Annotated in this window: 23 protein-coding genes; 12 read left to right on the top strand and 11 right to left on the bottom strand. The window is 70.7% G+C overall.

The genetic code is table 11. The features are described 5' to 3' along the window. Nucleotides 1-110 precede the first annotated feature (110 nt). Both Cba03nite_RS17235 and Cba03nite_RS17230 read left to right on the top strand, forming a co-directional pair. Nucleotides 111-530 (top strand): DUF6153 family protein, encoded by a 420-nt coding sequence (locus tag Cba03nite_RS17235; RefSeq protein WP_203746927.1) that lies wholly within the window; start codon nucleotides 111-113, stop codon nucleotides 528-530. A gap of 79 nt (nucleotides 531-609) precedes the next feature. Beyond that, on the top strand, nucleotides 610-1,215 hold the full coding sequence (locus Cba03nite_RS17230; protein WP_203746925.1) for a DUF305 domain-containing protein: 606 nt from the start codon (nucleotides 610-612) through the stop codon (nucleotides 1,213-1,215). A 39-nt stretch (nucleotides 1,216-1,254) separates the two neighbouring features. On the opposite strand, the gene Cba03nite_RS17225 is transcribed toward Cba03nite_RS17230, so the two are convergent. Then, the gene (locus Cba03nite_RS17225) at nucleotides 1,255-1,569 is read right to left on the bottom strand and encodes a metal-sensitive transcriptional regulator (protein WP_203746923.1); all 315 of its coding nucleotides are present in this window, start codon (nucleotides 1,567-1,569) and stop codon (nucleotides 1,255-1,257) included. A gap of 92 nt (nucleotides 1,570-1,661) precedes the next feature. On the opposite strand from Cba03nite_RS17225, the gene Cba03nite_RS17220 reads away from it, so the two are divergent. From Cba03nite_RS17220 to Cba03nite_RS17210, 3 genes are all read left to right on the top strand, one after another. Continuing rightward, on the top strand, nucleotides 1,662-1,919 hold the full coding sequence (locus tag Cba03nite_RS17220; RefSeq protein ID WP_203746921.1) for a cation transporter: 258 nt from the start codon (nucleotides 1,662-1,664) through the stop codon (nucleotides 1,917-1,919). Between the two features lie 43 nt (nucleotides 1,920-1,962). Beyond that, nucleotides 1,963-3,411 carry an MFS transporter gene (locus tag Cba03nite_RS17215; RefSeq protein WP_203746919.1) on the top strand — a complete coding sequence of 483 codons (1,449 nt, stop codon included), beginning with the start codon at nucleotides 1,963-1,965 and terminating at the stop codon, nucleotides 3,409-3,411. A gap of 136 nt (nucleotides 3,412-3,547) precedes the next feature. Continuing rightward, nucleotides 3,548-6,127: a copper-translocating P-type ATPase gene (locus tag Cba03nite_RS17210; protein WP_203746917.1), complete on the top strand. Its 2,580-nt coding sequence runs from the start codon at nucleotides 3,548-3,550 to the stop codon at nucleotides 6,125-6,127. A 101-nt stretch (nucleotides 6,128-6,228) separates the two neighbouring features. On the opposite strand, the gene Cba03nite_RS17205 is transcribed toward Cba03nite_RS17210, so the two are convergent. Both Cba03nite_RS17205 and Cba03nite_RS17200 read right to left on the bottom strand, forming a co-directional pair. Continuing rightward, complete coding sequence (locus Cba03nite_RS17205) at nucleotides 6,229-7,245, bottom strand: C40 family peptidase (RefSeq protein WP_203746915.1); 1,017 nt, start codon at nucleotides 7,243-7,245, stop codon at nucleotides 6,229-6,231. Nucleotides 7,246-7,535: 290 nt separating this feature from the next. Next, nucleotides 7,536-8,105, bottom strand: coding sequence for a TetR/AcrR family transcriptional regulator (locus tag Cba03nite_RS17200; RefSeq protein WP_203746914.1), 570 nt, complete (start codon nucleotides 8,103-8,105; stop codon nucleotides 7,536-7,538). A gap of 126 nt (nucleotides 8,106-8,231) precedes the next feature. Between Cba03nite_RS17200 and Cba03nite_RS17195 the strand changes: the two genes are divergently transcribed. Together Cba03nite_RS17195 and Cba03nite_RS17190 are read left to right on the top strand one after the other, a co-directional pair. Then, nucleotides 8,232-8,375, top strand: coding sequence for a hypothetical protein (locus Cba03nite_RS17195; protein ID WP_203746913.1), 144 nt, complete (start codon nucleotides 8,232-8,234; stop codon nucleotides 8,373-8,375). Then, nucleotides 8,375-8,890: a DUF2269 domain-containing protein gene (locus tag Cba03nite_RS17190; RefSeq protein ID WP_203746912.1), complete on the top strand. Its 516-nt coding sequence runs from the start codon at nucleotides 8,375-8,377 to the stop codon at nucleotides 8,888-8,890. The genes Cba03nite_RS17195 and Cba03nite_RS17190 overlap by 1 nt, the downstream gene beginning before the upstream one ends. Before the next feature lie 178 nt (nucleotides 8,891-9,068). Here Cba03nite_RS17190 and chrA read toward each other — a convergent pair whose 3' ends face one another. The 8 genes from chrA to Cba03nite_RS17150 form a co-directional block, all read right to left on the bottom strand. Then, nucleotides 9,069-10,223, bottom strand: coding sequence for a chromate efflux transporter (gene chrA, locus Cba03nite_RS17185; RefSeq protein ID WP_203746911.1), 1,155 nt, complete (start codon nucleotides 10,221-10,223; stop codon nucleotides 9,069-9,071). Between the two features lie 139 nt (nucleotides 10,224-10,362). Beyond that, complete coding sequence (locus Cba03nite_RS17180; RefSeq protein ID WP_203746910.1) at nucleotides 10,363-10,755, bottom strand: VOC family protein; 393 nt, start codon at nucleotides 10,753-10,755, stop codon at nucleotides 10,363-10,365. Continuing rightward, on the bottom strand, nucleotides 10,752-11,507 hold the full coding sequence (locus Cba03nite_RS17175; protein WP_239125810.1) for an arsenate reductase/protein-tyrosine-phosphatase family protein: 756 nt from the start codon (nucleotides 11,505-11,507) through the stop codon (nucleotides 10,752-10,754). The genes Cba03nite_RS17180 and Cba03nite_RS17175 overlap by 4 nt, the downstream gene beginning before the upstream one ends. Before the next feature lie 110 nt (nucleotides 11,508-11,617). After that, on the bottom strand, nucleotides 11,618-12,880 hold the full coding sequence (locus Cba03nite_RS17170) for an MFS transporter (protein ID WP_239125809.1): 1,263 nt from the start codon (nucleotides 12,878-12,880) through the stop codon (nucleotides 11,618-11,620). Between the two features lies 1 nt (nucleotide 12,881). Beyond that, nucleotides 12,882-14,288 carry an FAD-dependent oxidoreductase gene (locus tag Cba03nite_RS17165; RefSeq protein WP_203746908.1) on the bottom strand — a complete coding sequence of 469 codons (1,407 nt, stop codon included), beginning with the start codon at nucleotides 14,286-14,288 and terminating at the stop codon, nucleotides 12,882-12,884. A gap of 33 nt (nucleotides 14,289-14,321) precedes the next feature. Beyond that, nucleotides 14,322-14,489 (bottom strand): hypothetical protein, encoded by a 168-nt coding sequence (locus Cba03nite_RS17160; protein WP_203746906.1) that lies wholly within the window; start codon nucleotides 14,487-14,489, stop codon nucleotides 14,322-14,324. A gap of 73 nt (nucleotides 14,490-14,562) precedes the next feature. Further along, entirely contained in the window at nucleotides 14,563-15,048 is a 486-nt protein-coding gene (locus Cba03nite_RS17155) for a GNAT family N-acetyltransferase (RefSeq protein WP_203746904.1), read from the bottom strand. Between the two features lie 11 nt (nucleotides 15,049-15,059). Beyond that, nucleotides 15,060-15,407: an ArsR/SmtB family transcription factor gene (locus tag Cba03nite_RS17150; protein WP_373315756.1), complete on the bottom strand. Its 348-nt coding sequence runs from the start codon at nucleotides 15,405-15,407 to the stop codon at nucleotides 15,060-15,062. An 89-nt stretch (nucleotides 15,408-15,496) separates the two neighbouring features. Between Cba03nite_RS17150 and Cba03nite_RS17145 the strand changes: the two genes are divergently transcribed. The 5 genes from Cba03nite_RS17145 to Cba03nite_RS17130 all read left to right on the top strand — a co-directional run bounded on the left by Cba03nite_RS17145 (nucleotide 15,497) and on the right by Cba03nite_RS17130 (nucleotide 18,743). Next, nucleotides 15,497-15,853 carry an ArsR/SmtB family transcription factor gene (locus Cba03nite_RS17145; RefSeq protein ID WP_203746900.1) on the top strand — a complete coding sequence of 119 codons (357 nt, stop codon included), beginning with the start codon at nucleotides 15,497-15,499 and terminating at the stop codon, nucleotides 15,851-15,853. A gap of 82 nt (nucleotides 15,854-15,935) precedes the next feature. After that, on the top strand, nucleotides 15,936-16,253 hold the full coding sequence (locus tag Cba03nite_RS17140) for an ArsR/SmtB family transcription factor (protein ID WP_239125808.1): 318 nt from the start codon (nucleotides 15,936-15,938) through the stop codon (nucleotides 16,251-16,253). Continuing rightward, nucleotides 16,253-16,984 carry an aquaporin gene (locus Cba03nite_RS39820; protein ID WP_239125807.1) on the top strand — a complete coding sequence of 244 codons (732 nt, stop codon included), beginning with the start codon at nucleotides 16,253-16,255 and terminating at the stop codon, nucleotides 16,982-16,984. Before Cba03nite_RS17140 ends, Cba03nite_RS39820 begins: the two co-directional genes overlap by 1 nt. Before the next feature lie 114 nt (nucleotides 16,985-17,098). Next, nucleotides 17,099-17,509: an arsenate reductase ArsC gene (locus tag Cba03nite_RS39815; protein WP_239125806.1), complete on the top strand. Its 411-nt coding sequence runs from the start codon at nucleotides 17,099-17,101 to the stop codon at nucleotides 17,507-17,509. A 556-nt stretch (nucleotides 17,510-18,065) separates the two neighbouring features. Continuing rightward, nucleotides 18,066-18,743 (top strand): YncE family protein, encoded by a 678-nt coding sequence (locus Cba03nite_RS17130; protein ID WP_203746898.1) that lies wholly within the window; start codon nucleotides 18,066-18,068, stop codon nucleotides 18,741-18,743. Nucleotides 18,744-19,173: the final 430 nt, after the last annotated feature.

The following is a 19,173-nucleotide window of genomic DNA, read 5'->3' as shown; positions in this document are numbered from 1 at the left end:
ACACCCCCACGGTACCCCCGGCGGGTATGGGGGCCGGCGGGCGTGGCAGTCTGCTCGGGGTCGCTGGCCGGCCCTGCGAGTCACCGACGTGTCGATACGGTGGGGGAGTGATGACCGGTGTGCGCCGCGCCGTCCCGCGGGCACTGCTGCTGGCAGTGCTGTTCGGGCTCGCGATCATGCACACCTTCGGTCACGGCGCACACAGCCGCCACGCCACCGGCCCCCATCACGCACAGCCTGTCCCCGCGATACACGCGCCGGCCGGCCAGGGGCTCATCGCGGTGACGCCCATCGCCGACGATGGCGACTGCCACGGCTGCCGGCACACGGGATGGCATGTGTTCAGCGTCTGCCTGGCGGTGCTGTCCGTGCTTGTCCTCGTGGCGTTCGTCGCGCTGCGGATACGGCTGCGCCTGGCTGGCCTGCTCGCCCTGGCCGGGCTGCGGGTCGCCAGGGCGGTGTCGCGTGGTCCGCCGGACCCGCCGCCGCTTCGCCTGCGCCTTGCCCGGCTGTCGGTATCTCGGACATAGCGGCCACGGGCGGTCCCACTCGGGCCGCGCCGTCTGCTGCTCATGCACTCCATCCGAGACACCGATGAAAGGCTTCAACATGTCCGTAAATACGCTGCTGCGAAACTTCGCACTGGCCGGTCTTGCCGCCGCCGTGCTGACCGCGGCCGGCTGCGGCTCCAGCACCCCGCACAACCCGGGCGGTGGCCACGACATGCCGATGGCGTCCGTGCCCGCCGGCGCGAACTTCAACACCGCCGACGTGTCGTTCGCACAGATGATGATCCCGCACCACGAGCAGGCCGTCCGCATGGCCGAGTTCGCCGGGACCCGCGCCAGCGACCCGCAGGTCCAGCAGCTGGCCATGCAGATCAAGACCGCGCAGGGTCCGGAGATCGAGACGATGAAAGGCTGGCTGAGCGCCTGGGGCCAGCCGACCGCCGCACCGATGGGCGGCATGCGCGACGGCATGCCCGGCATGATGACCGAGGAGCAGATGGGCTCCCTGGAGAACCTGACCGGCACCGCGTTCGACCGCGAGTTCGTCCGCATGATGATCGCCCACCACCAGGGCGCGGTCCAGATGGCCAGGACCGAGCAGGCCCAGGGCGCCGACGCCGACGCCAAGGCCCTGGCGGCCACGATCGAGAAGACCCAGACCGCGGAGATCGCCACGCTGCAGCAGGTCCTCGACCGGCTGAAGTGACACGGAGGGGCGGGCGCCGGTCTGTCGGCGCCCGCCCGGTCAGCCTCGCTTCATCAACCGGCCGACCGCGGCCATCAGCTCGGTGGCCATCTCGTCGCCGCGGCCTTCCTCGGCACCGTGCTGCATGCAATGGCGGGCGTGGCCGTCGAGCAGGCCCAGGCCGACCTTGTCCAGCGCCGCTTGGATGGCCGAGATCTGGGTGAGCACGTCGATGCAGTACCGGTCGTCCTCGACCATCTTCTCGATGCCGCGCACCTGGCCCTCGATACGGCGGATGCGCGTCAGCAGCTGGTCCTTGCTCGCGGTGTAACCGCGTGTCGTGGCCGCCTGGGGAGTGTGCGCTTGCGTCGTCATGAAACCAGTGTAGCCAAACCCCTGGGGGGTATGCTAGCGTTCCGCCGAGCCGATACCCATAGGGGGTATGGGTATATGAGGAGGGATCTCTCATGGGCTGCTGCGACAGCGGTACCTGCACCACCACCCCTGCCGCCACCGACGGCGTGATCACCGGCCGTGCATTCGCCGTCTCCGGCATGACCTGCGGCTCGTGCGCCGCCCGCGTGGCCACCGCGGTGCGCGCCGTGCCCGGGGTCACCGACGCCACCGTCGACCTGGCCACCGCCACCCTGACCGTCACCGGCCCCGCATCGGCCGCCGCGATCACCGCGGCCGTCACCGCCGCCGGCTACACCGCACACCCCTAGACCCCGGCCGGCCAACCACGCCGGCACGTGAGAGGACACGGAAATGTCAACGCCAACGCGGCGCTGGTGGGCCCTCGGCCTCATCGCCACCGCACAGTTCATGGTCATCATGGACACGTCGATCATCGGCGTGGCCCTGCCCCACATCCAGGCCGACCTGGACTTCACCCAGCAGAACCTGTCCTGGGTGTTCAACGCCTATGTCGTGGCCTTCGGCGGCCTGCTGCTGCTCGGCGGCCGCCTGTCCGACCTGTTCGGCGCCCGCCGCATGTTCGTCACCGGCTGGGCGATCCTGCTGGCCGGCTCCGCGGCAGCCGGCGCCGCGGGCACCGTCGGCGTCGAACTGGCCGCCCGCGCCGTCCAGGGCGCCGGCGCGGCACTGATCGCCCCGTCGTCGCTGACCCTGCTGATGATGCTGTTCGGCGCCGACCCCCGCGAACTGACCCGCGCACTGGCCCTGTACGGCGCGGCCGCGCCGGCAGGCGGCACCGCCGGAGTGTTCCTCGGCGGCGCCATCACCCAGTACCTGTCCTGGCCCTGGATCTACTACCTCAACATCCCCGTCGCCATCGCCGCGATCATCGCCGCCCCCGCGCTCATGCCCGCCGGCGCCCGTACCCGCGGCCGCATCGACTGGGCAGGCGCGATCACCGTCACCACCGGCCTGGCCGCCCTCGTCTACGGCATCGTCGCCGCACCCGAACACGGCTGGACCTCACCGATCACCTGGGCCGTGCTCGGCACCGCGACCGCCCTGCTGGCCACCTTCGTGATCATCCAGGGCGTGCGCAAGGCGCCGCTGCTGCGCCTGTCGCTGCTGCGCGCACCGAACCTCGCACCGGCCAACCTCGCCCAGGCCCTGCTGGGCGCCGCATGGATCCCGATGTGGTTCTTCCTCAACCTCTACCTGCAGCAGGTCCTCGGCTACGCCGCACTTCCCGCCGGAGCCGCGCTGCTGCCCATGACGGTGCTCATCATGGCCGCCATGATCGTGCTCGCCCCGCGGGTCATCGCCCGTTTCGGCCCGAAGGCCACCACGGTCACCGGACTGGCGATCCTGGCCGCAGGCATCGGCTGGCTGGCCTCGGCCCGCCCCGGCGGCACCTACACCGCCGACGTCCTGCCCGCCACGCTCGTCGCCGCGATCGGCATGGCGCTGGCGTTCATCCCGTCACTGGGCACCGCCATCTCGGCCGCCCCGCCGACGGAGGGCGGACTGGCCTCCGGCCTGGTCAACACCAGCTACCAGGTCGGATCGGCGCTCGGCCTGGCCGCGATGACCGCCGTGGCCGCCTCCTATGGGGCCGGCGCCCTCGGCGACCCGCACGCGCTGACCGAAGGATTCACCGCCGCGTTCACCGGCGCCGCCGCCCTGGCCGCACTCGCGGCAGTCCTGGCAGCGACGACCCTTCGCACCGCCCGGTCGGCGGCACCGCAGCCGCCCACCGACACCCAGCACGTCCCCGAGGCCGAAGCAGCCCTCCGCGGCTGACCCAGGTGGTGGGACGCCGCACAGAGGCGTCCCACCACCCACCCGCATGGGTGCCATGCAGAAAACACGACCGTGAAAGGTACCCCCTCGGGGTATGTTTGAAGTTGATCGAGAAACACAGACTGGGGAGCCTGCGATGAAACACGACCACGACACCGGCCGCCACGGCCACCACCACGACACCGGTGGCCGCGTCGCCGAGGTCGCCCTCGACTTCTGCTTCTGCGCCACCGAACTGGCCGCCATCGAACGCTTCCTCATCCGGCAACCGGCCATCACCGCAGCCCACGCCGACCGCACCCGCGCCGTCATCCACGTCGCCTACGACCCCGAACGCACCGACCCGGACGGCATCCGGCAGCTGCTGGCCGGGCACGGCTACCGGTGCGACTGCGCCGACTGCCCGGCGTCGTGCTGCCAGCCCGACCACCCGGCGGCAGGGCTGCCCGACCAGACCGACACGCACAGCCACCACCCCAGCCACACCGCCGCAGACAAGCACACCACCTCCGACCACGCCCACGGCGGCCACAGCACCGCAACAGCCCACAGCACCGCAACAGCCCACGGCACAGAGGCACCTCACAGCGACCACACCGGCACAGCGGCCATGGACCACACCGGACACGCCAGCGCCACCGCCGCCGGCCATGCGGTGCACGACGAGCACGCAGGCCACGCAGAGCACGACGAGCACGCGGGCCACGGCGAGCACATGGTCGCCTCGATGCTGCGCCGGTTCGCCGCCAGCGCCCTGCTGACCATCCCGATCGTCGTGTTCTCACCCATCGGCGCCGCGATCGGCCTGCCCGAGCAGCCGCCGTTCGGGCTGTCCATGGGCTGGTTCGGGCTGATCCTCGCCACCCCGGTCGTGTGGTGGGGCGGCTGGCCGTTCATCTCCTCGGCCGCCCGCTCGCTGCGTATCGGCGAGGTCACCATGATGACGCTGATCGCCGTCGGCATCCTGGTCGCCTACTTCTACTCGGTGGCGTCGACGCTGCTCGGCGGACACGAGGTGTTCTTCGAAGCCGCCGCCATGCTGACCACGCTCAGCCTCCTCGGGCACTGGCTGGAGATGCGCTCGCGCTTCGCGACCGGCCGCGCCGTGGAGGCACTGTTGTCCCTGGCGCCGCCGACGGCGATCGTGCGCCGGGACGGCCACGACTCCGAGATCCCGCTCGAGCAGGTCCTCACCGGCGACGTCATCGTCGTCAAGCCCGGAGCGAAGGTCCCCGTCGACGGCACCGTCGCCGACGGGCAGTCCTATGTCGACGAGTCGATGATCACCGGTGAGCCCGTTCCCGTCAGCAAGAAGACCGGTGACGCGGTCGTCGGCGGCACCATCAACACCACCGGCGCTTTCACGTTCACCGCCACCGCCGTCGGCGCCGACACCGCACTGGCCCGCATCGTCGCCATGGTCCAGAACGCCCAGGCGTCGAAGGCCCCGGCCCAGCGCCTGGCCGACACCGCCGGAAAGTACCTCGTCTATGTGGCGCTGGCCGCCGGTGCGCTCACCTTCACCGCCTGGATGCTGTGGGGCGGGCACGGCGCCGCGTTCGCCGTCACGGCCGCGGTCTCGGCGATCGTCATCGCCTGCCCCGACGCCCTGGCCCTGGCCACCCCGACCGCGATCACCGTCGGCGTCGGGCAGGGCGCCCGCGGCGGCGTCCTGTTCAAGAACGCCACCGCCCTGGAAGCCACCGCCGGCGTCGACACCGTCGTGTTCGACAAGACCGGCACCCTGACCGCCGGCAAGCCGGCCGTCACCGACCTCGTCCCCGTGGACGGCACGACCGACGACGAGCTGCTCCACGCCGCGGCACGGGCCGACCAGCCCTCCCAGCACCCCCTCGCGGCCGCGATAGTCGACGCCGCCCGGCAGCGGGGCATGGACGTGGCGCCGCCGCTGCGGTTCGACTCCATTCCCGGCCACGGCGTGCGGGCCACCGTCGACGGCAGGCAGATCCTCATCGGCAACCTGCGGCTCATGCAGCGCGAACACGTCGCCGTCGACGGGCTGACCTCCTCGGCCGCGGCGCTGGCCGCCGACGGCAAGACCGCGATGTACGTCGCCCGCGACGGTGCCGCGCTCGGCGTGGTCGCGGTCGCGGACCCCGTACGTGAATCGGCCGCAGCCGCGATCAGCGTCTTGCACCACGCAGGCGTCCGTACTGTCATGCTCACCGGCGACCAGCGCACGACAGCCGAAGCCGTCGCCCGCGGGCTCGGCATCGGCACCGTCATCGCGGAGGTGCTGCCCGAGGACAAGGCCGGCCACATCACCGCGCTGCAGCGAGGCGGAGCCAGGGTTGCGATGGTCGGCGACGGCGTCAACGACGCGCCGGCGCTGGCCCAGGCCGACATCGGCATCGCCATCGGTGCGGGTACCGACGTCGCGGTCGAGACCGCCGACGTGGTACTCATCCGCGACAACCCCGCCGACGTCGGCTACGCCCTGTCCATCGCCCGCGCCGTCCGCACCAAGATCAAACAGAACCTGTTCTGGGCCGCGATCTACAACCTGCTGGCGATTCCGGTCGCCGCCGGTGTGCTGTATCCGAGCCTGGGCATCCTGCTGCAGCCGCAGTGGGCGGCACTGCTGATGAGCGCCTCGACGATCATCGTCACCTTCAACGCACTGCTCCTGCGCCGCCACACCCCACCGGCGCCGCAGCCGACAAGCACGCCTGCCACTGCCGTCGCAGCGAGCTGAGCCGGCTCAGGCCGCGAGCAACTGCCCATACCGAGAGGCGGCTGACGGGAATCTCTCCGTCAGCAGCCTCTCGGCCCTGGTGAGGCGCGTGCGAGCGCTGGTCAGCTCGGGCGTACGTAGCCGGCCAGGGGCATGACGTCGATGTACTGCATGCGCACGACGTCGCCGGTGTGCGGCGCGTGGACCATCACCTTTCTGCCGTTGACCTTCCCGACGTACATGCCCATGTGGTGCAGGTTGTCGTTCGGGTAGAAGAAGACCAGATCGCCGACGATGGGGGTGCTCACCCGCTTGCCCTCGGTCCACTGGGCCTTGGTGTAGTGGGTCAGCTCCACGCCCGCCTTCGCCCACGCCCACTGGGTCAGGCCCGAGCAGTCGAAGGTGTCCGGGCCGTTGGATCCGAACACGTACTTCTTGGAGATCTGCTTGCACGCGGCGAGCGCCGCGGTGTTGCCCTTGCTGGACGTGTTGTCCTGCGTGCCGAGCGCGGGCACGGGGCACAGGTTGCCGATCTTCAGCGAACCGCCCGGGCCGCCGCTGCCATATGCCTTCTGCCGCAGGTCCGCGAGCCGCTGCAGGTCGGCTTCGATGGCCTTCTTCTTCGCCGCCATGTCGGCGTCCTTCTTCGCCTGGTCGGCGATGATCTGGTCCAGCTCGGCCTTCTGGCGGTCGAACTCGGCCTTTACCTCGGTAGTCTTGGCGATCTCCTGCTGCTTGGAGTGCGCCAGCTGCGTCAGGATCGACAGCTGCTGGGCGAACTGCGCAGGTGACCCCGTGGACAGCAGCGAGTTGATTTCCTGGGTGCGGCTGCCTTTGTAGTACTCGGCCGCGATGGCGCCGACCCGGGCGCGGCTGACCTGGACCGTGAGCCGCAGCGGCGCGAGCTTCGCGTCCAGGGTCGCGGCCTTATTCTTCAGTTTGTTGAGCTCGGAGTGGACGTGGTTGTACTCCTCGATCACCGGTTCGAGCTTGTTCCACGCTTCGGTGAGCTGGGCTTCGATCTCAGCGGGGGTCGGTTCGGCGTGCGCGGGGACTGCTGCGAGCAGTCCGGCCGTCAAAGCTGCCACCACGAGCAGCACCCGCGCGAGCGGGCGCGACGCGGTATGGAGGGGGGACACCGGATCTCCTTTGCCGCCGACCGCAGCCAGGCGGTCGGAGGGTGGGCCCGGCGGCGGTGACCGCCGCGGGGTCGCAAGGGGTGCAACCAGGCGTACGCGGCAGTTGGCCACCAACCCTAGGAAATAAGGCGAGCCGGTTTCAACCTGAGGCCAGGAAAACTTCGCTGAGCTGCGGCGATGTTACGCACCGTCAGGCTGCGGTTGAGCCGCGACGGCGATCGACGCATCGACTGACTTTGCGATATCGGAGGTGGGCTGGTTGTGGCGGCGGCCGCTGCGGTCGTGTCGGATCAGGCAGGTGGGCGCAGGCCGGCGAGGGTGACGGCGACGAGCCGGCTGAGCGCCGCTTTCGAAGTCAGGCTGGCGGCTGCGCGCAGGGCGTTGAGGCAGAACCCGGCCAGCTCCGGCGCGGGTACGTCGTCGCGTACGTCGCCAGTGCGCACGCCGTCGGCGAGCAGCTGTGCGACCAGCGTCTGCAGGTGCTGGTGGGCGTGGGCCATGTGCGGGCCCTGATGCAGCATCGCAGCCACGTCGCCGCCGTGCTGCGCCTGGCAGATGCGGGCGTACGTCTCCAGCACCGTGACCAGTGCCCGGCCTGGGTCGCCGGCCTGCTCGCGCACTGCCTGAAGCTGGTGCAGGTGCGCGCCGACCTGCCGTTCGTGCCAGGCCCGCAGAATCGACTCGACGTCCGGGAAGTACTTGTACAGCGTCGCCCGGCCGATGCCGGCCGCCTCGGCGATCTGCGACATCGTCACCGAAGCCACCCCGTGCGCGGCTGCCAGGCCGGCGGTGGCGTCCAGCACCGCCTCGCGCACCGCGTTGCGGTGCGCGTCGATCGTGGCGTCCCACAGCTTCGGCACCTGACGATTGTACGAGGCGTAGAGAGGCGATACACAACGTCTTGTCTAAGACACTGTGTATCGTTAAAGTCTGCGCTGAGACGGCAACCTCGCCCGTCCGACTGCCACGACCGGAGGGAACCAGCCATGACCGAGCCGCGCGCCGTCGATGACCGAGCGCCCAGGACGCCCCGCTGGGTCAAGATCTCAGCGCTGGTCGTCCTGATCCTGGCCGCAGCGTTCATCGCCATCCATCTGACCGGCAACAGCCCGTCCCACGGCGGCAACTGATGCCCATGCCGCCACGGCTGCGCAAGACCGCCCTCACCGTGCACGTCACCACCTCACTGGGCTGGCTCGGCGCCGTGACCGCCTTCCTCGCCGTCGCCGTGGCCGGCCTGAACAGCACCGACCCGGCTCGCGCCCACGCCCTCTACCTGGCCGCCGACGTGATCACCTGGGCCGTCATCGTTCCCCTGGCCCTGGCCTCGTTCACGACCGGCGTCATCCAGTCCCTCGGCACCACCTGGGGATTGATCCGCCACTGGTGGGTCATCGCCAAGCTCGTCCTCACCATCCCCGCCACCGGCCTGCTACTGCTGCACACCCAGCCCATCGGCCGCCTGGCCGACCCCACGGCCACCACCATGATCGCCGCAGGCGGCCTCCACGGGATGCAGGTCCAACTCGTCGCCGACGCCGCCGCCGCCATCGTCGTCCTGCTGGCAGCGACCGCGCTGGCGGTGTTCAAACCACGCGGCCTGACCACCCACGGCTACCGCAGAACCCGGCCCGCGCCCGCATAGCCGCCACAGCAGGCCGTTTCCCCGGCCATGGCCCCGAAACGCGCTCGCCGCCGACCCTCGCCTGGTCCCAGGCGGCCGTCGGCTGACTGTGCCACGTCGCTGACGGCGGCTTCCGGCAGGCCCGAGGCTCGGGCGCGTCGGCGGGAGAGTCGTGCGGCGACTTCACGCGTAGTGCGAGTCACAGGACCATGTGAGCGAGGCCGATGGCGGCCCCGCCGGCGATGTACCAGGCCGTGTTGCTCTTGGCGCGCCACTGCAGGATCAGGGTGACGGCCGCGACGGCGACGGTGAGCGGGTCGATGAGCGCGGTGCGGCCGAGCTGGACGGTGACGCCTGCCATCAGCGCCAGTGCGGTGGCGTTGACGCCGTCGAGGAACCCGGCTGACCAGGCCCGGTTGCGAATCTTCACGACGATGCGGGTGAGCAGCGCGACGAACAGGAACGACGGCAGGAAGACCCCCAAGGTGGCGGCGATCGCGCCGGGCAGGCCGGCGATCTGGTAGCCGATGAACGTGGCGGTGGTGAACACGGGACCGGGCGTGACCTGGCCGATGGAGATGGCGTCGAGCAGCTGGCTTTCGGTGAGCCAGCCCAGACGCTGCACGAAGTCGCCGCGCAGGAACGCCAGCAGGACGTAGCCGCTGCCGTACAGCACCGACCCGATCTTGAGGAAGGCGAGGAACAACCGCGCCAGCTGTCCTGTGGTGGGGTCGGGCAGCAGCGGTGCGGCCAGCAGCGCCGGAGGCAGGACCGACATCGCGCCGTCACCGCCGCGCGGCCACCAGGCGGACCGGGTGCGGGCGGCCGTCACCAGCAGGCCGCCCACGGCGAGGACGGCGAGTTCGTTGACGCCCAGCAGGTATGCCGCCAGCGCCGCGACCGCGGCGGTCGCCGTGACGATGTCTTTGACCGCGGTACGCAGCAGACCGATCAGCGCCCAGATGACGATCGCCACCACGACCGGTTTGATGCCGTAGAGCAGGTTGGCTGCGGCGGGGGTCGTCCCGTAGCGGTCGTAGGCCCAGGACAGGGCGAGCACTATCAGGAAGGCCGGGGCGATGAAGCACACGCCGGCGGTGACCAGGCCTTTCCAGCGGGCGCGGTCATAACCGAGATGGATGGCCAGCTCGGTGGAGTTCGGCCCGGGTATCAGGTTGACGGCGCCGACCAGGTCGAGGAAGTGGGCGTCGGTGGTCCACCCGCGGCGGCGGACCACCTCTTCACGCATCATCGCGATGTGGGCGGCGGGTCCACCGAAGCCGATGGTGCCGAGTTTGAGGAACACGGACCCGACCTCGCGCAACGGGCGTGGCGGGTCGTGATGGTCGGTCATGCGTGTCCTCGGGGTGTGGCGTGGGCGGTGTGGCGCTGGCAGCCTGCCCGGCCGGGTTGAACCTGCGGTTAACCGCCGATGACGCCACGCGTGACGTCGTGGTGTGTCGTGGTGCGGGGGTGCCGGAACTCGTCCGGGCTTAGTGCTGGGCTGGCTGGAACAGCTCGACGGGGTTTCCGGCGGGGTCGTCGAACACGGTCTGGCGGCCGCCGGGCCCGGAGATGATCTCGTTGCGGAAGCGCACGCCGGCGGCGCGCAGCCGGGCGGATTCGGTGTCGATGTCGTCGACGATGAGGTGGATGCGGTTCCAGCCGCCGGGTTGCGGGGTGCGCCCGTCGGGCATGGGCCGCCCGGCCGAGCTCTGCGGCCCGGACAGCAGCAGGCGCAGGTTGCCGCGCCGGACGTCGGCGAACGCGGGCGGGAAGTGTGTGCCGAGGGTGAAGCCGAGGTGGGTGGTGTAGAAGTCGACGGCGGCCTGTACGTCGTCGACGAGGTAGCGGACGTGCACGGTCGGGTCGTCGTGGCTGTTCATGATGCCTCCAGTGGCTGCGGTTCGGTCAGGGCGTGGATCAGAAAGCCCACGCGTTCGGCGAGTTCGGCGGCGACGCGTTCGAATGCCGGGTAGCCGCCGGGGTCGCGGGCCGGGTCGGGGATGCTCCAGTGGGCGGTGCGCCGGGCGGGCAGCTGCGGGCAGGTCTCCCGGAGCCGGTCGCAGACGGTGATGACGTGGTCGAAACGTGTGCCGGCGAAGACGTCGAGGTGCTTGGGCTGTGCGGTGCTCAGGTCGATGCCGTGGGCGGCCATGACCGCGATCGCGTGCGGGTGGACGGGTTTGGGCTGGCTGCCCGCGCTGAACACGGCGACCGATCCGGCGGTGCGCTGGCGTAGCAGCGCCTCTGCCATCTGCGAGCGGGAGCTGTTGCCGGTGCACAGGAACAGCACCCGCCCGGCCACCGGGGTGCTTGGTGCCGAGGGGCGGACCAGGCCGAGCGCGGGGTGCAGGGCGCTGCCGGTGGCGGCCAGCTGGGCCGCGCACAAGGCGAGGTCGAGGCGGTAGTAGGTGTCGCGGCCGTCAGCGCTGCTGCGGCGGCCGGTCACGAGGCCTGCGGCGCGCAGCTGTGCGAGGTGGTAGGAGACCAGGTTCTGCGGCTGGTCGAGCATCGTCGTCAGCTCATGTACGCGCCGGTCGCTGACGGCGAGTTCGGTCAGCAGCTGCCAGCGCAGCGGATGCCCGACCGCCCGCAGAAACCCTGGCGCCTGTGTTCGAGCAGGACGTACCACCACCCCGCCAGGATACATCAAATTGATTTGATGCACCTGGCTGATCGGACCCGGGGCTGAACGAAGCCGGAGGACGGCTGCTGGTCAGCCGTACCCCGGCCTCGGTTGCCGGGTCAGCCGTCCTCGGGTGCAGGCCCGGGCCGGGATGCATCGCCGACGACTGCCGTCATAGGGGTCGGCAGCCGTAGGGCCAAGGCTCCGGCCAGGCAGAGTAGAGCGACCGTGGCCATGAGAACGTTCGCGCTGAGGCCGGCTGCGGCGAGGGGTGCTGCGGCTTTGGCGAGCGTGAGCGGAACGGTGAGGGTGCCGGAGATCGTGCCGTAGTCGGTGGCTCCGTATCGCTGGACCACGATGGCCGGGCGGGCGATGGTGCCGACGCCGAATCCGAGGCCGAACGCGGCGACGCAGGTCACGGCGCCCGCGACGGTTGCGCCGAGCCACGGCAGGGCGGCTGCGGCCGTGGCCTGCAGGGCGAACACCGCCGCGGTCGTGGTGGTGATCTGCCAGCGGCGGGTGGCGGCGGTGGCGGCGATGCGGCCGGTGACCGACAGCGCGCCGAGCATCCCGGCGATCGTCGCGGCGGTGGTGGCGGGGTGGCCGATGTGGGTGAGGTAGCTGACGAGGTGGACGCTGACGGCGGAGGTCGCCGCGCCGTGGGCGACGAACGCCACGATCAGCAGCCAGAATCCGCGATCGCGCAGCAACCGGCGAGTGATGCGTGCGGGCGGCGGTGTGTCGTGCCCTCTGGCGGCAGCCGCCGGTGCGGTGGCGGGGATGGCAAGGGCATGTCCGGTGATGGTGATCGCGGCGTGGAGTCCGGCGAGGATGATCAGCGCGGTCCGCCACCCGTACGCGTGGTTCAGCCAGCCGGTGGCCGGGATGAAGATGGTGGAGGCCAGTCCGCCGACGATGGTGATGGTCAGGACCGCCCCGGCGCGGCGTGCGGCGCCGAGCTGGTGGACGACGACGGTGAACCCGGCTTCATAGAGGCTGGCGGCTGCGGCGATGCCGATGAGGACGAACGCGGCGTAGACCTGCCATAAGGCGGTGGCCCGTGACAGCCCGGCGACCGCGGCGGAGCCGAGCGCGGCGGTGACTGTCATGAGGCCGCGGGCGGGGCGGCGGTCGAGGTAGCGGCCGACGGGCACGGCGACCGCGGCGGCGACCAGGACGCTGAGGGTGTACGCGCCGGTGACGGTCGTGGTGGTGGTGTGCAGGTCGGCGGCGATCGGGGCGACGACGACGGAGAAGGTGTAGAACAGCACGCCGTAGCCGACGGTGGCGGTGATCGCGAGCACGGCGATCAGCCGGCGGTCGGATGCGGCAGTGCCGCCGCCCCGGGCGGGGGCGGCGGCACGGTCGGCGGTGGTGGTCACCTCAGCTGCCGCAGCAGCCGCCACCGGTGCCGGCCTGCTCGGCGACGGGCTGGACGACCGGCAGGGTCAGCAGCCCACCGGCGACACCCGTCGCCAGGCCGCGGGGCGCTTCGACCGCCTGCGGCGCCGGAGTTCCGCAGCACGACTCGGCGTCGTCGGCGCCGAGCGCGGCCGCCGACGAGCACACCCCGGTCTCGGGCAGCTCCAGCTGGACGTCGCGGGCGGCCTCCCAGTCCCCGGCCAGCGCGGCGACGACGGAGCGTGCCTGCTCGTAGCCGGTGGCCATGAGAAACGTCGGAGCCCGGCCGTATGACTTGGCGCCGATGGCGAAGTAGTCCGGTTCGGGGTGGGTGAGCTCGTCGACGCCGTGCGGCGGCACGGTGCCGCACGAGTGCTGGTTCGGGTCGATCAGCGGCGCCAGGGCCCGGGTGGATCCCATGATCGGGTCGAGGTCCAGGCGCAGCTCGGCGGCGATGGTGTGGTCGGGCCGGAACCCGGTGGCCGACACGATCCGGTCGGCGGTGACGGTCGCGCCGCTGCGGGCGGTCACAGCCACCTGCTCGCCGTCGACGGCGATGGAACGCACCGAGAACCCGGAGTGCAGGGTGATGGCGCCGGAGTCGACCAGGGCCCGGACCCGTGAGCCCAGCGCGCCGCGGGCGGGCAGGGCGTCGGCGTCGCCACCGCCGTAGGTGCGGGTCGCCGCACCCGTGCGGATCGCCCAGCTCACCTTCGTGCCCGGTGCTTCGGTGGCGAGCTGAGCGAGGGCGAGCAGGGTGTTGGCGGCGGAGTGCCCGGCACCGACGACGAGGGTGTGCTTGCCGGCGAACCGGTCGCGGTCGGTGCCGAGCACGTCGGGCAGCGCAGTGTCGATGAACGCGGCGGCGGCGTCGGCCTCGCCGTGGGCGGGCAGGCCGGATCCGCCGATCACGTTGGGGGTGGGCCAGGTGCCGGAGGCGTCGATGACCGCGCGGGCGGTCAGTTCCTGCCCGTCGGCGAGCCGGATGAGGAACGGGCTGTCCTCGCGTCCGGTGGAGCGCAGGCGGTCGAGGCCGTCACGGCTGATCGCGATGACCTCGGCGCCGTAGCGGACGCGGCCGGCCAGGGCGGGCAGCTTGGTCAGCGGGGCGAGGTAGTCGGTGACGATCTGGGAGCCGAGCGGGAGGTCTTCGGGGTTGGGTGCGATCCAGCCGTCGGCTTCGAGCAGGCGGCGGGCGGCGGCGTCGATGTTGAACCGCCACGGGCTGAACACCCGTACGTGGCCCCAGCTGCTCATCGCCGCGGCGGGCCCGTTGCCGGCTTCCAGGACGACGAAGTCCAGGCCGCGTTCGGCCAGGTGGGCGGCGGCGGCCAGGCCGACCGGGCCGGCGCCGATCACGGCGACCGGGAGGGTGCTGTGCGGGTTCATGCTGTTCTCCTGCGGTGTGGTCGGGTCGGGGCGTCAGATGCGGAAGCCGACGGCGGCGGCGTGCTCGTGGCCGCGGGTGCGCGCGGCTTCGGCACGGCAGGCGGCGGTGCAGACCGGTTCGGGGCACTGCTCGCAGTAGGTGGTGGTGGCGGCGATGCGGGCGGCGCGGGCTGCGGCGGCGCGGCGGATCAGGGCGAGCATGACGGAAGCTCCTTGTTTCGATGTTTCTCTAAGCGACTTGTTTAGAGTGCCGCCTACTTAGAAACATGTCAACTCAGCCTGGTGTGGTGCCCGCCACCGCGCTGCGCCGCTCGATCGCCACGACATCGCGCCATACTCCGTGCAGGCAGGCCGGCCGCTGGCGTACTCCGACGACCCGGAATCCGGCCCGCTCGTGCAGGGCCAGGCTGGCGGTGTTCTCGGGGAAGACGCCGGACTGGATCGTCCAGATCCCGGCCGCCTCGGTCGAGGCGATCAGCGCTTCCAGCAGCGCCCGGCCCACACCCCTGCCGCGGGCGTCGGGATGGACGTAGACGCTGTGCTCGACCACCCCGGCGTAGGCCGGCCGCGCCGAGACGCTGCTGACGGCGACCCATCCGAGCACACGACCACCCTCGTCGCAGGCGACCAGGCGATGATCGGGCCGGCGCCCGGTGTCGAACGCCTGCCAGGTGGGTGCGCTGGTGTCGAAGGTGGCGTTGCCGGTGTCGATCCCCAGCTGGTAGATCGCCAGCACCGCGCCGGCGTCGGCGGGCGTCATCGGCCGGATGGTCAGCACGGCGTCTGCCCGGGGGAGGCGACCGGCCGACCCATGACCACGTCGGCGGCGGTGGGGAAGCACTCCAGGCACTTGTCGTTGATCCGGTACAGGTTGGCGTTGCCCGACGGCTCCACCAGCACGAACCGGACCTCGGCCAGGATCTTCAGGTGCTGGGAGACGGTCGACTGGGCCATCCCGACCGCGGCGGTGATCTGCCCGACGGACATCGGCTCACGGCGGCGGGCGAGCAGCTCGGCGATCTGGATCCGGGTCGGGTCGGCCAATGCCCGGAACCATGACGCGTACCGCTGTGCGACCTCGCGGTCGAGGAGTTCTTCCATGGACATCTCCAACATCATCGTTTATCGCCGATAAACGATGATACGGTGGTGGGTGACCTGCGACAAGCCGCATTGCCGCCTGCTTCGAGATCTGTCAACCTAAGGGCATGTCGAAACAGACGCTCACCGTCCTGGAACCTGACGTGTGCTGCGCGCCGCTGGCCACCTCGGCCGTGCCCGCCGAGGCCGCCGCCGACCTGGCCGCCTCGTTCAAGGCTCTCGGCGACCCCGTACGCCTGCAGCTGATGTCGATGATCGCCTCCGCCGACGGGGGAGAGGCCTGCGTCTGCGACCTCACCCCGGCCTTCGACCTGACCGGCCCGACCATCTCCCATCACCTGAAAGTCCTGCGCGAGGCGGGCCTGGTCGAGTCCGACCGCCGCGGCACCTGGGTCTGGTACCGCGCCAACCGGCCGCGGCTGGCTGCCCTGTCCGCGCTGCTCGATGTCGCACCGGCTGCGTGACCTGCGTCCGCGCAGCGCCCGCCACCGAATGTTCATGATCGGCAAGTTGACGGGCTGACCGGTCGCCAGGTCTCATAAGCACGTGGTGATATCAGTTTCCGGTGATGCGCCGGGGGAGGTGGTGCGGCTGCTGGCAGACCCGGCCCGCGCCGCGATCGTCGACGCCCTCGCCGCAGGCCCCGCCTGCACCTGCCACCTCGTCGACGACCTGGGCCTGACCCAGCCGAACATCTCCAACCACCTGCGCGCCCTACGCCACGCAGGAGTGGTCAAGGCCGAACCGTACGGCCGCTACACCTACTACCACCTCAACGCCGACGCCCTCGAAGCGGCGGCCGCTCACCTGACCGACCTGGCCGCGCGCGCCCGAGCCAGCTCCGGCAACCGTCGGGAATGCTGATGCCCGCAACGCTGCCCCGCCGCCTGCTCGCCGAGTTCCTCGGCGCGATGCTGCTCGTGACCGCCGTCGTCGGCTCCGGGATCATGGCCACCACGCTGTCGCCGCACGACGGCGGCCTGCAGCTGCTCGAGAACTCGACCGCGACCGTGTTCGCCCTGGCCGTGCTGATCCTGATCCTCGGCCCGGTCTCCGGCGCACACTTCAACCCCGTCGTGACCGTCGCCGCATGGTGGACAGGCCGCCGCGAACCCGGCGCCCTGACCGGCGGCGACACCGTGGCCTACATCGCCGTCCAGACAGTCGGCGCGATCACCGGTTCGGTGCTGGCCAACGCGATGTTCGGCGTGAGCCAGGGCCTGTCGGTCAAAGACCGCAGCGACACGCACCTGTGGCTCGGCGAGACCATCGCCACCGCCGGTCTGCTCCTGCTCATCTTCGCGCTGGTGCGCACCGGCCGCGGCGCGCTGGCCGCGCCGGCGGTCGCGGCCTACATCGGCGCGGCGTACTGGTTCACCAGCTCCACCAGCTTCGCCAACCCCGCCATCACCATCGGCCGGGCGTTCACCGACACCTTCGCCGGCATCTCACCCGGCTCGGTGCCCGGATTCGTCGCCGCACAGATCATCGGCGCACTGATCGGCCTGAGCCTGGCCGCCGTGCTCTACCCCCGCCCCCAATCCGCCGCCGCGTTCCAGACCGAGACGCCCGTGCCGGTCGCGGCCGTGCCATGAGCTGCACCGTCCCGACCGCCGCCGCGTCGGCGGCCAGACGGGCCGTCCACGACGACACCGACGCCCCCGGGCGACACCTCACCCAAGACCCGATCGCCACAGCAGGAGAGCGCGATGACTGACAAGAAGCCGAGTGTGCTGTTCGTGTGCGTGCACAACGCCGGCCGCTCCCAGATGGCCGCCGGCTGGCTTCGCCACCTCGCCGGCGACAGTGTCGAGGTCCGCTCCGCAGGGTCGGCTCCCGCCGACCAGATCAACTCCGTCGCGGTCGACGCGATGGCCGAGGTCGGCATCGACATCACCGGCCAGAGCCCGAAGATCCTCACCCCGGAGGACTCCGAAGCGTCGTCAGTGGTGGTCACGATGGGATGCGGCGACGTCTGCCCGTACTTCCCCGGCCAGCGCCACGAGGACTGGAAGCTCGACGACCCAGCGGGCCAGGGCATCGACGCCGTGCGCCTGATCCGCGACGAGATCCGCGACCGCGTCCAAGCCCTCGTCAAGGACCTGCTGCCCAACCGCTGACCGCCGGCAACTACTGACCGGGCGTCCCCACCTGGCCAACACAAAGGCTGGGTCCCATCCGTCGCCGCGTCGCGACCGCGCCGTAGATCGGCATCGTGCCGGTCGTGGCGCAGGCGCAGCTGCAGAACCATCTGCAGTGCCCATGCTGACCGCAGTCGGCCACCCGACCGCCCCGGCACGGGTGGGGAAGAGTCAGAACCTGCCGGCTTATGCCGTTGACGTGCCGCCAGCCCGTTGGGAACCGATGGTCTCCGGTTGGCTCCATCGGATGCGGATCGGGCAGCGTGCCCTACTCGAAAGGGTTCAGCTGATCGGGTCTGTCGCGGCGGCGGCGGTCAGACTCGACTGTTTGATCGGAAAGGCCCGGTGCCCGGCTGTCGATTGGTGCTGCACTGTCCCGCGATGTGTTGTGCCCTGTGTTAGCGCTTGAATTCGTTCAGTGTTGGCAACGGTTGGCCTCACCACACGCTGGCAAGGCTAACGTTCGCGGGAAGGCGCAGAGATGAAAGCGTGTGGGTTGAGGAGGGCCCGGCGTCCCGTCGGGATCTCCCTGTCGATGCTGGCAATCGTGTGCAGCCTCGTGACCGGCTTTGCAGACACGGCGGCCGCCGAGACAGTGGCACCCCGGCCGGTCCTGTACGCGACGGACGCGAACAACGCCAAGGTTGTGCTCATCGACCCGCTGACCGAGCAGATAGCGGGTGCCATCGCCGTGGGGGACCAGCCGGTCGCGATCGCACTTAGCCCGGACGGCATGCGAGCGTATGTGGCGTGTTCGGGCAGCAACACCGTCACCGTGATCGACACGGCCTCGAACACCCCTCTCGCAAACGTGGCCGTGGGCATTGAGCCGGTGAGCATCGCCGCCGCCCGTGATGGTTCGAAAGTGTTCGTTGGGAATCTGCGCAGCGGTCCGATCTCGGTGATAGACACGAGCACCAACACGTTAACCCCGCTGGGCGCATTCTCCGGCGCAGACGGCGTCCTGGGCATGGCGCTCTCAGCCGATGGCCGCCACCTGTACACGACAAACCCATTCAGCTTGAGTGTGAACAGGGTGGACACAGTCTCTGGCGCGGTGACCCGGCTGCGTTTCAATGACCAGACGGCGGGGATCGCGCTCTCGCCCGATGACAGCCGGGCGTACGTCGCTGTGGGCTTTGATGTCGTGACGATCGACACCGCAACGATGACCGTTGTCAGCACCGTCGCCACGACCGGATACGCGGTGTAGCTGGCGGAGCGTATATATTCGGAATCTGCGGTATTCCCTCGACCTGCGCGCACAGGTCGCCCTCGCCTGGCTCACTCACGCCGCCTACGGCACCCGCGCGAACAGGCTGGTGCAGAGGCTCAGCGCGGCGTTCACTAGATGGGATATCTGCCGCTGGTATTCCAGGTCCCGTCCCGACCTCCGGCGTAAGGCTCACCTGCTTGATGTCCGGTCGCGAGATCGTGAGGAGTGCGCCTGCTACGGCGGCCCGGGATCAGCACCGCTATGACCTCCTGAAGACTGGACACATCGCGCCCTTTCGCCATCCACATGAGCGGACCGTGCTGGCGTCTGCGAGACGCGCGCTGCCGACGATAAAACCCGAGAGCACCGGGCGTCTCCGGATGCCGGGAATTGCGGTTGCCGTGGCCGGCGGGTAAGGCTTGCCTTC

Origin of the sequence: Catellatospora bangladeshensis (assembly GCF_016862575.1) — a bacterium.
GTDB lineage: Bacteria > Actinomycetota > Actinomycetes > Mycobacteriales > Micromonosporaceae > Catellatospora > Catellatospora bangladeshensis.
The sequence above is the reverse complement of the archived record's forward strand: the minus strand, read 5'-3'. Positions and strand labels throughout refer to the sequence as shown.

Bases quoted from the DNA above. Each gene is read 5' to 3' on its own strand.
- Cba03nite_RS17235 (WP_203746927.1), top strand. From the start codon at position 111: ATGACCGGTGTGCGCCGCGCCGTCCCGCGGGCACTGCTGCTGGCAGTG.
- Cba03nite_RS17230 (WP_203746925.1), top strand. From the start codon at position 610: ATGTCCGTAAATACGCTGCTGCGAAACTTCGCACTGGCCGGTCTTGCC.
- Cba03nite_RS17225 (WP_203746923.1), bottom strand. From the start codon at position 1,569: ATGACGACGCAAGCGCACACTCCCCAGGCGGCCACGACACGCGGTTAC.
- Cba03nite_RS17220 (WP_203746921.1), top strand. From the start codon at position 1,662: ATGGGCTGCTGCGACAGCGGTACCTGCACCACCACCCCTGCCGCCACC.
- Cba03nite_RS17215 (WP_203746919.1), top strand. From the start codon at position 1,963: ATGTCAACGCCAACGCGGCGCTGGTGGGCCCTCGGCCTCATCGCCACC.
- Cba03nite_RS17210 (WP_203746917.1), top strand. From the start codon at position 3,548: ATGAAACACGACCACGACACCGGCCGCCACGGCCACCACCACGACACC.
- Cba03nite_RS17195 (WP_203746913.1), top strand. From the start codon at position 8,232: ATGACCGAGCCGCGCGCCGTCGATGACCGAGCGCCCAGGACGCCCCGC.
- Cba03nite_RS17190 (WP_203746912.1), top strand. From the start codon at position 8,375: ATGCCCATGCCGCCACGGCTGCGCAAGACCGCCCTCACCGTGCACGTC.
- chrA (WP_203746911.1), bottom strand. From the start codon at position 10,223: ATGACCGACCATCACGACCCGCCACGCCCGTTGCGCGAGGTCGGGTCC.
- Cba03nite_RS17180 (WP_203746910.1), bottom strand. From the start codon at position 10,755: ATGAACAGCCACGACGACCCGACCGTGCACGTCCGCTACCTCGTCGAC.
- Cba03nite_RS17165 (WP_203746908.1), bottom strand. From the start codon at position 14,288: ATGAACCCGCACAGCACCCTCCCGGTCGCCGTGATCGGCGCCGGCCCG.
- Cba03nite_RS17160 (WP_203746906.1), bottom strand. From the start codon at position 14,489: ATGCTCGCCCTGATCCGCCGCGCCGCCGCAGCCCGCGCCGCCCGCATC.
- Cba03nite_RS17155 (WP_203746904.1), bottom strand. From the start codon at position 15,048: ATGACGCCCGCCGACGCCGGCGCGGTGCTGGCGATCTACCAGCTGGGG.
- Cba03nite_RS17150 (WP_373315756.1), bottom strand. From the start codon at position 15,407: ATGATGTTGGAGATGTCCATGGAAGAACTCCTCGACCGCGAGGTCGCA.
- Cba03nite_RS17145 (WP_203746900.1), top strand. From the start codon at position 15,497: ATGTCGAAACAGACGCTCACCGTCCTGGAACCTGACGTGTGCTGCGCG.
- Cba03nite_RS39820 (WP_239125807.1), top strand. From the start codon at position 16,253: ATGCCCGCAACGCTGCCCCGCCGCCTGCTCGCCGAGTTCCTCGGCGCG.
- Cba03nite_RS39815 (WP_239125806.1), top strand. From the start codon at position 17,099: ATGACTGACAAGAAGCCGAGTGTGCTGTTCGTGTGCGTGCACAACGCC.
- Cba03nite_RS17130 (WP_203746898.1), top strand. From the start codon at position 18,066: ATGCTGGCAATCGTGTGCAGCCTCGTGACCGGCTTTGCAGACACGGCG.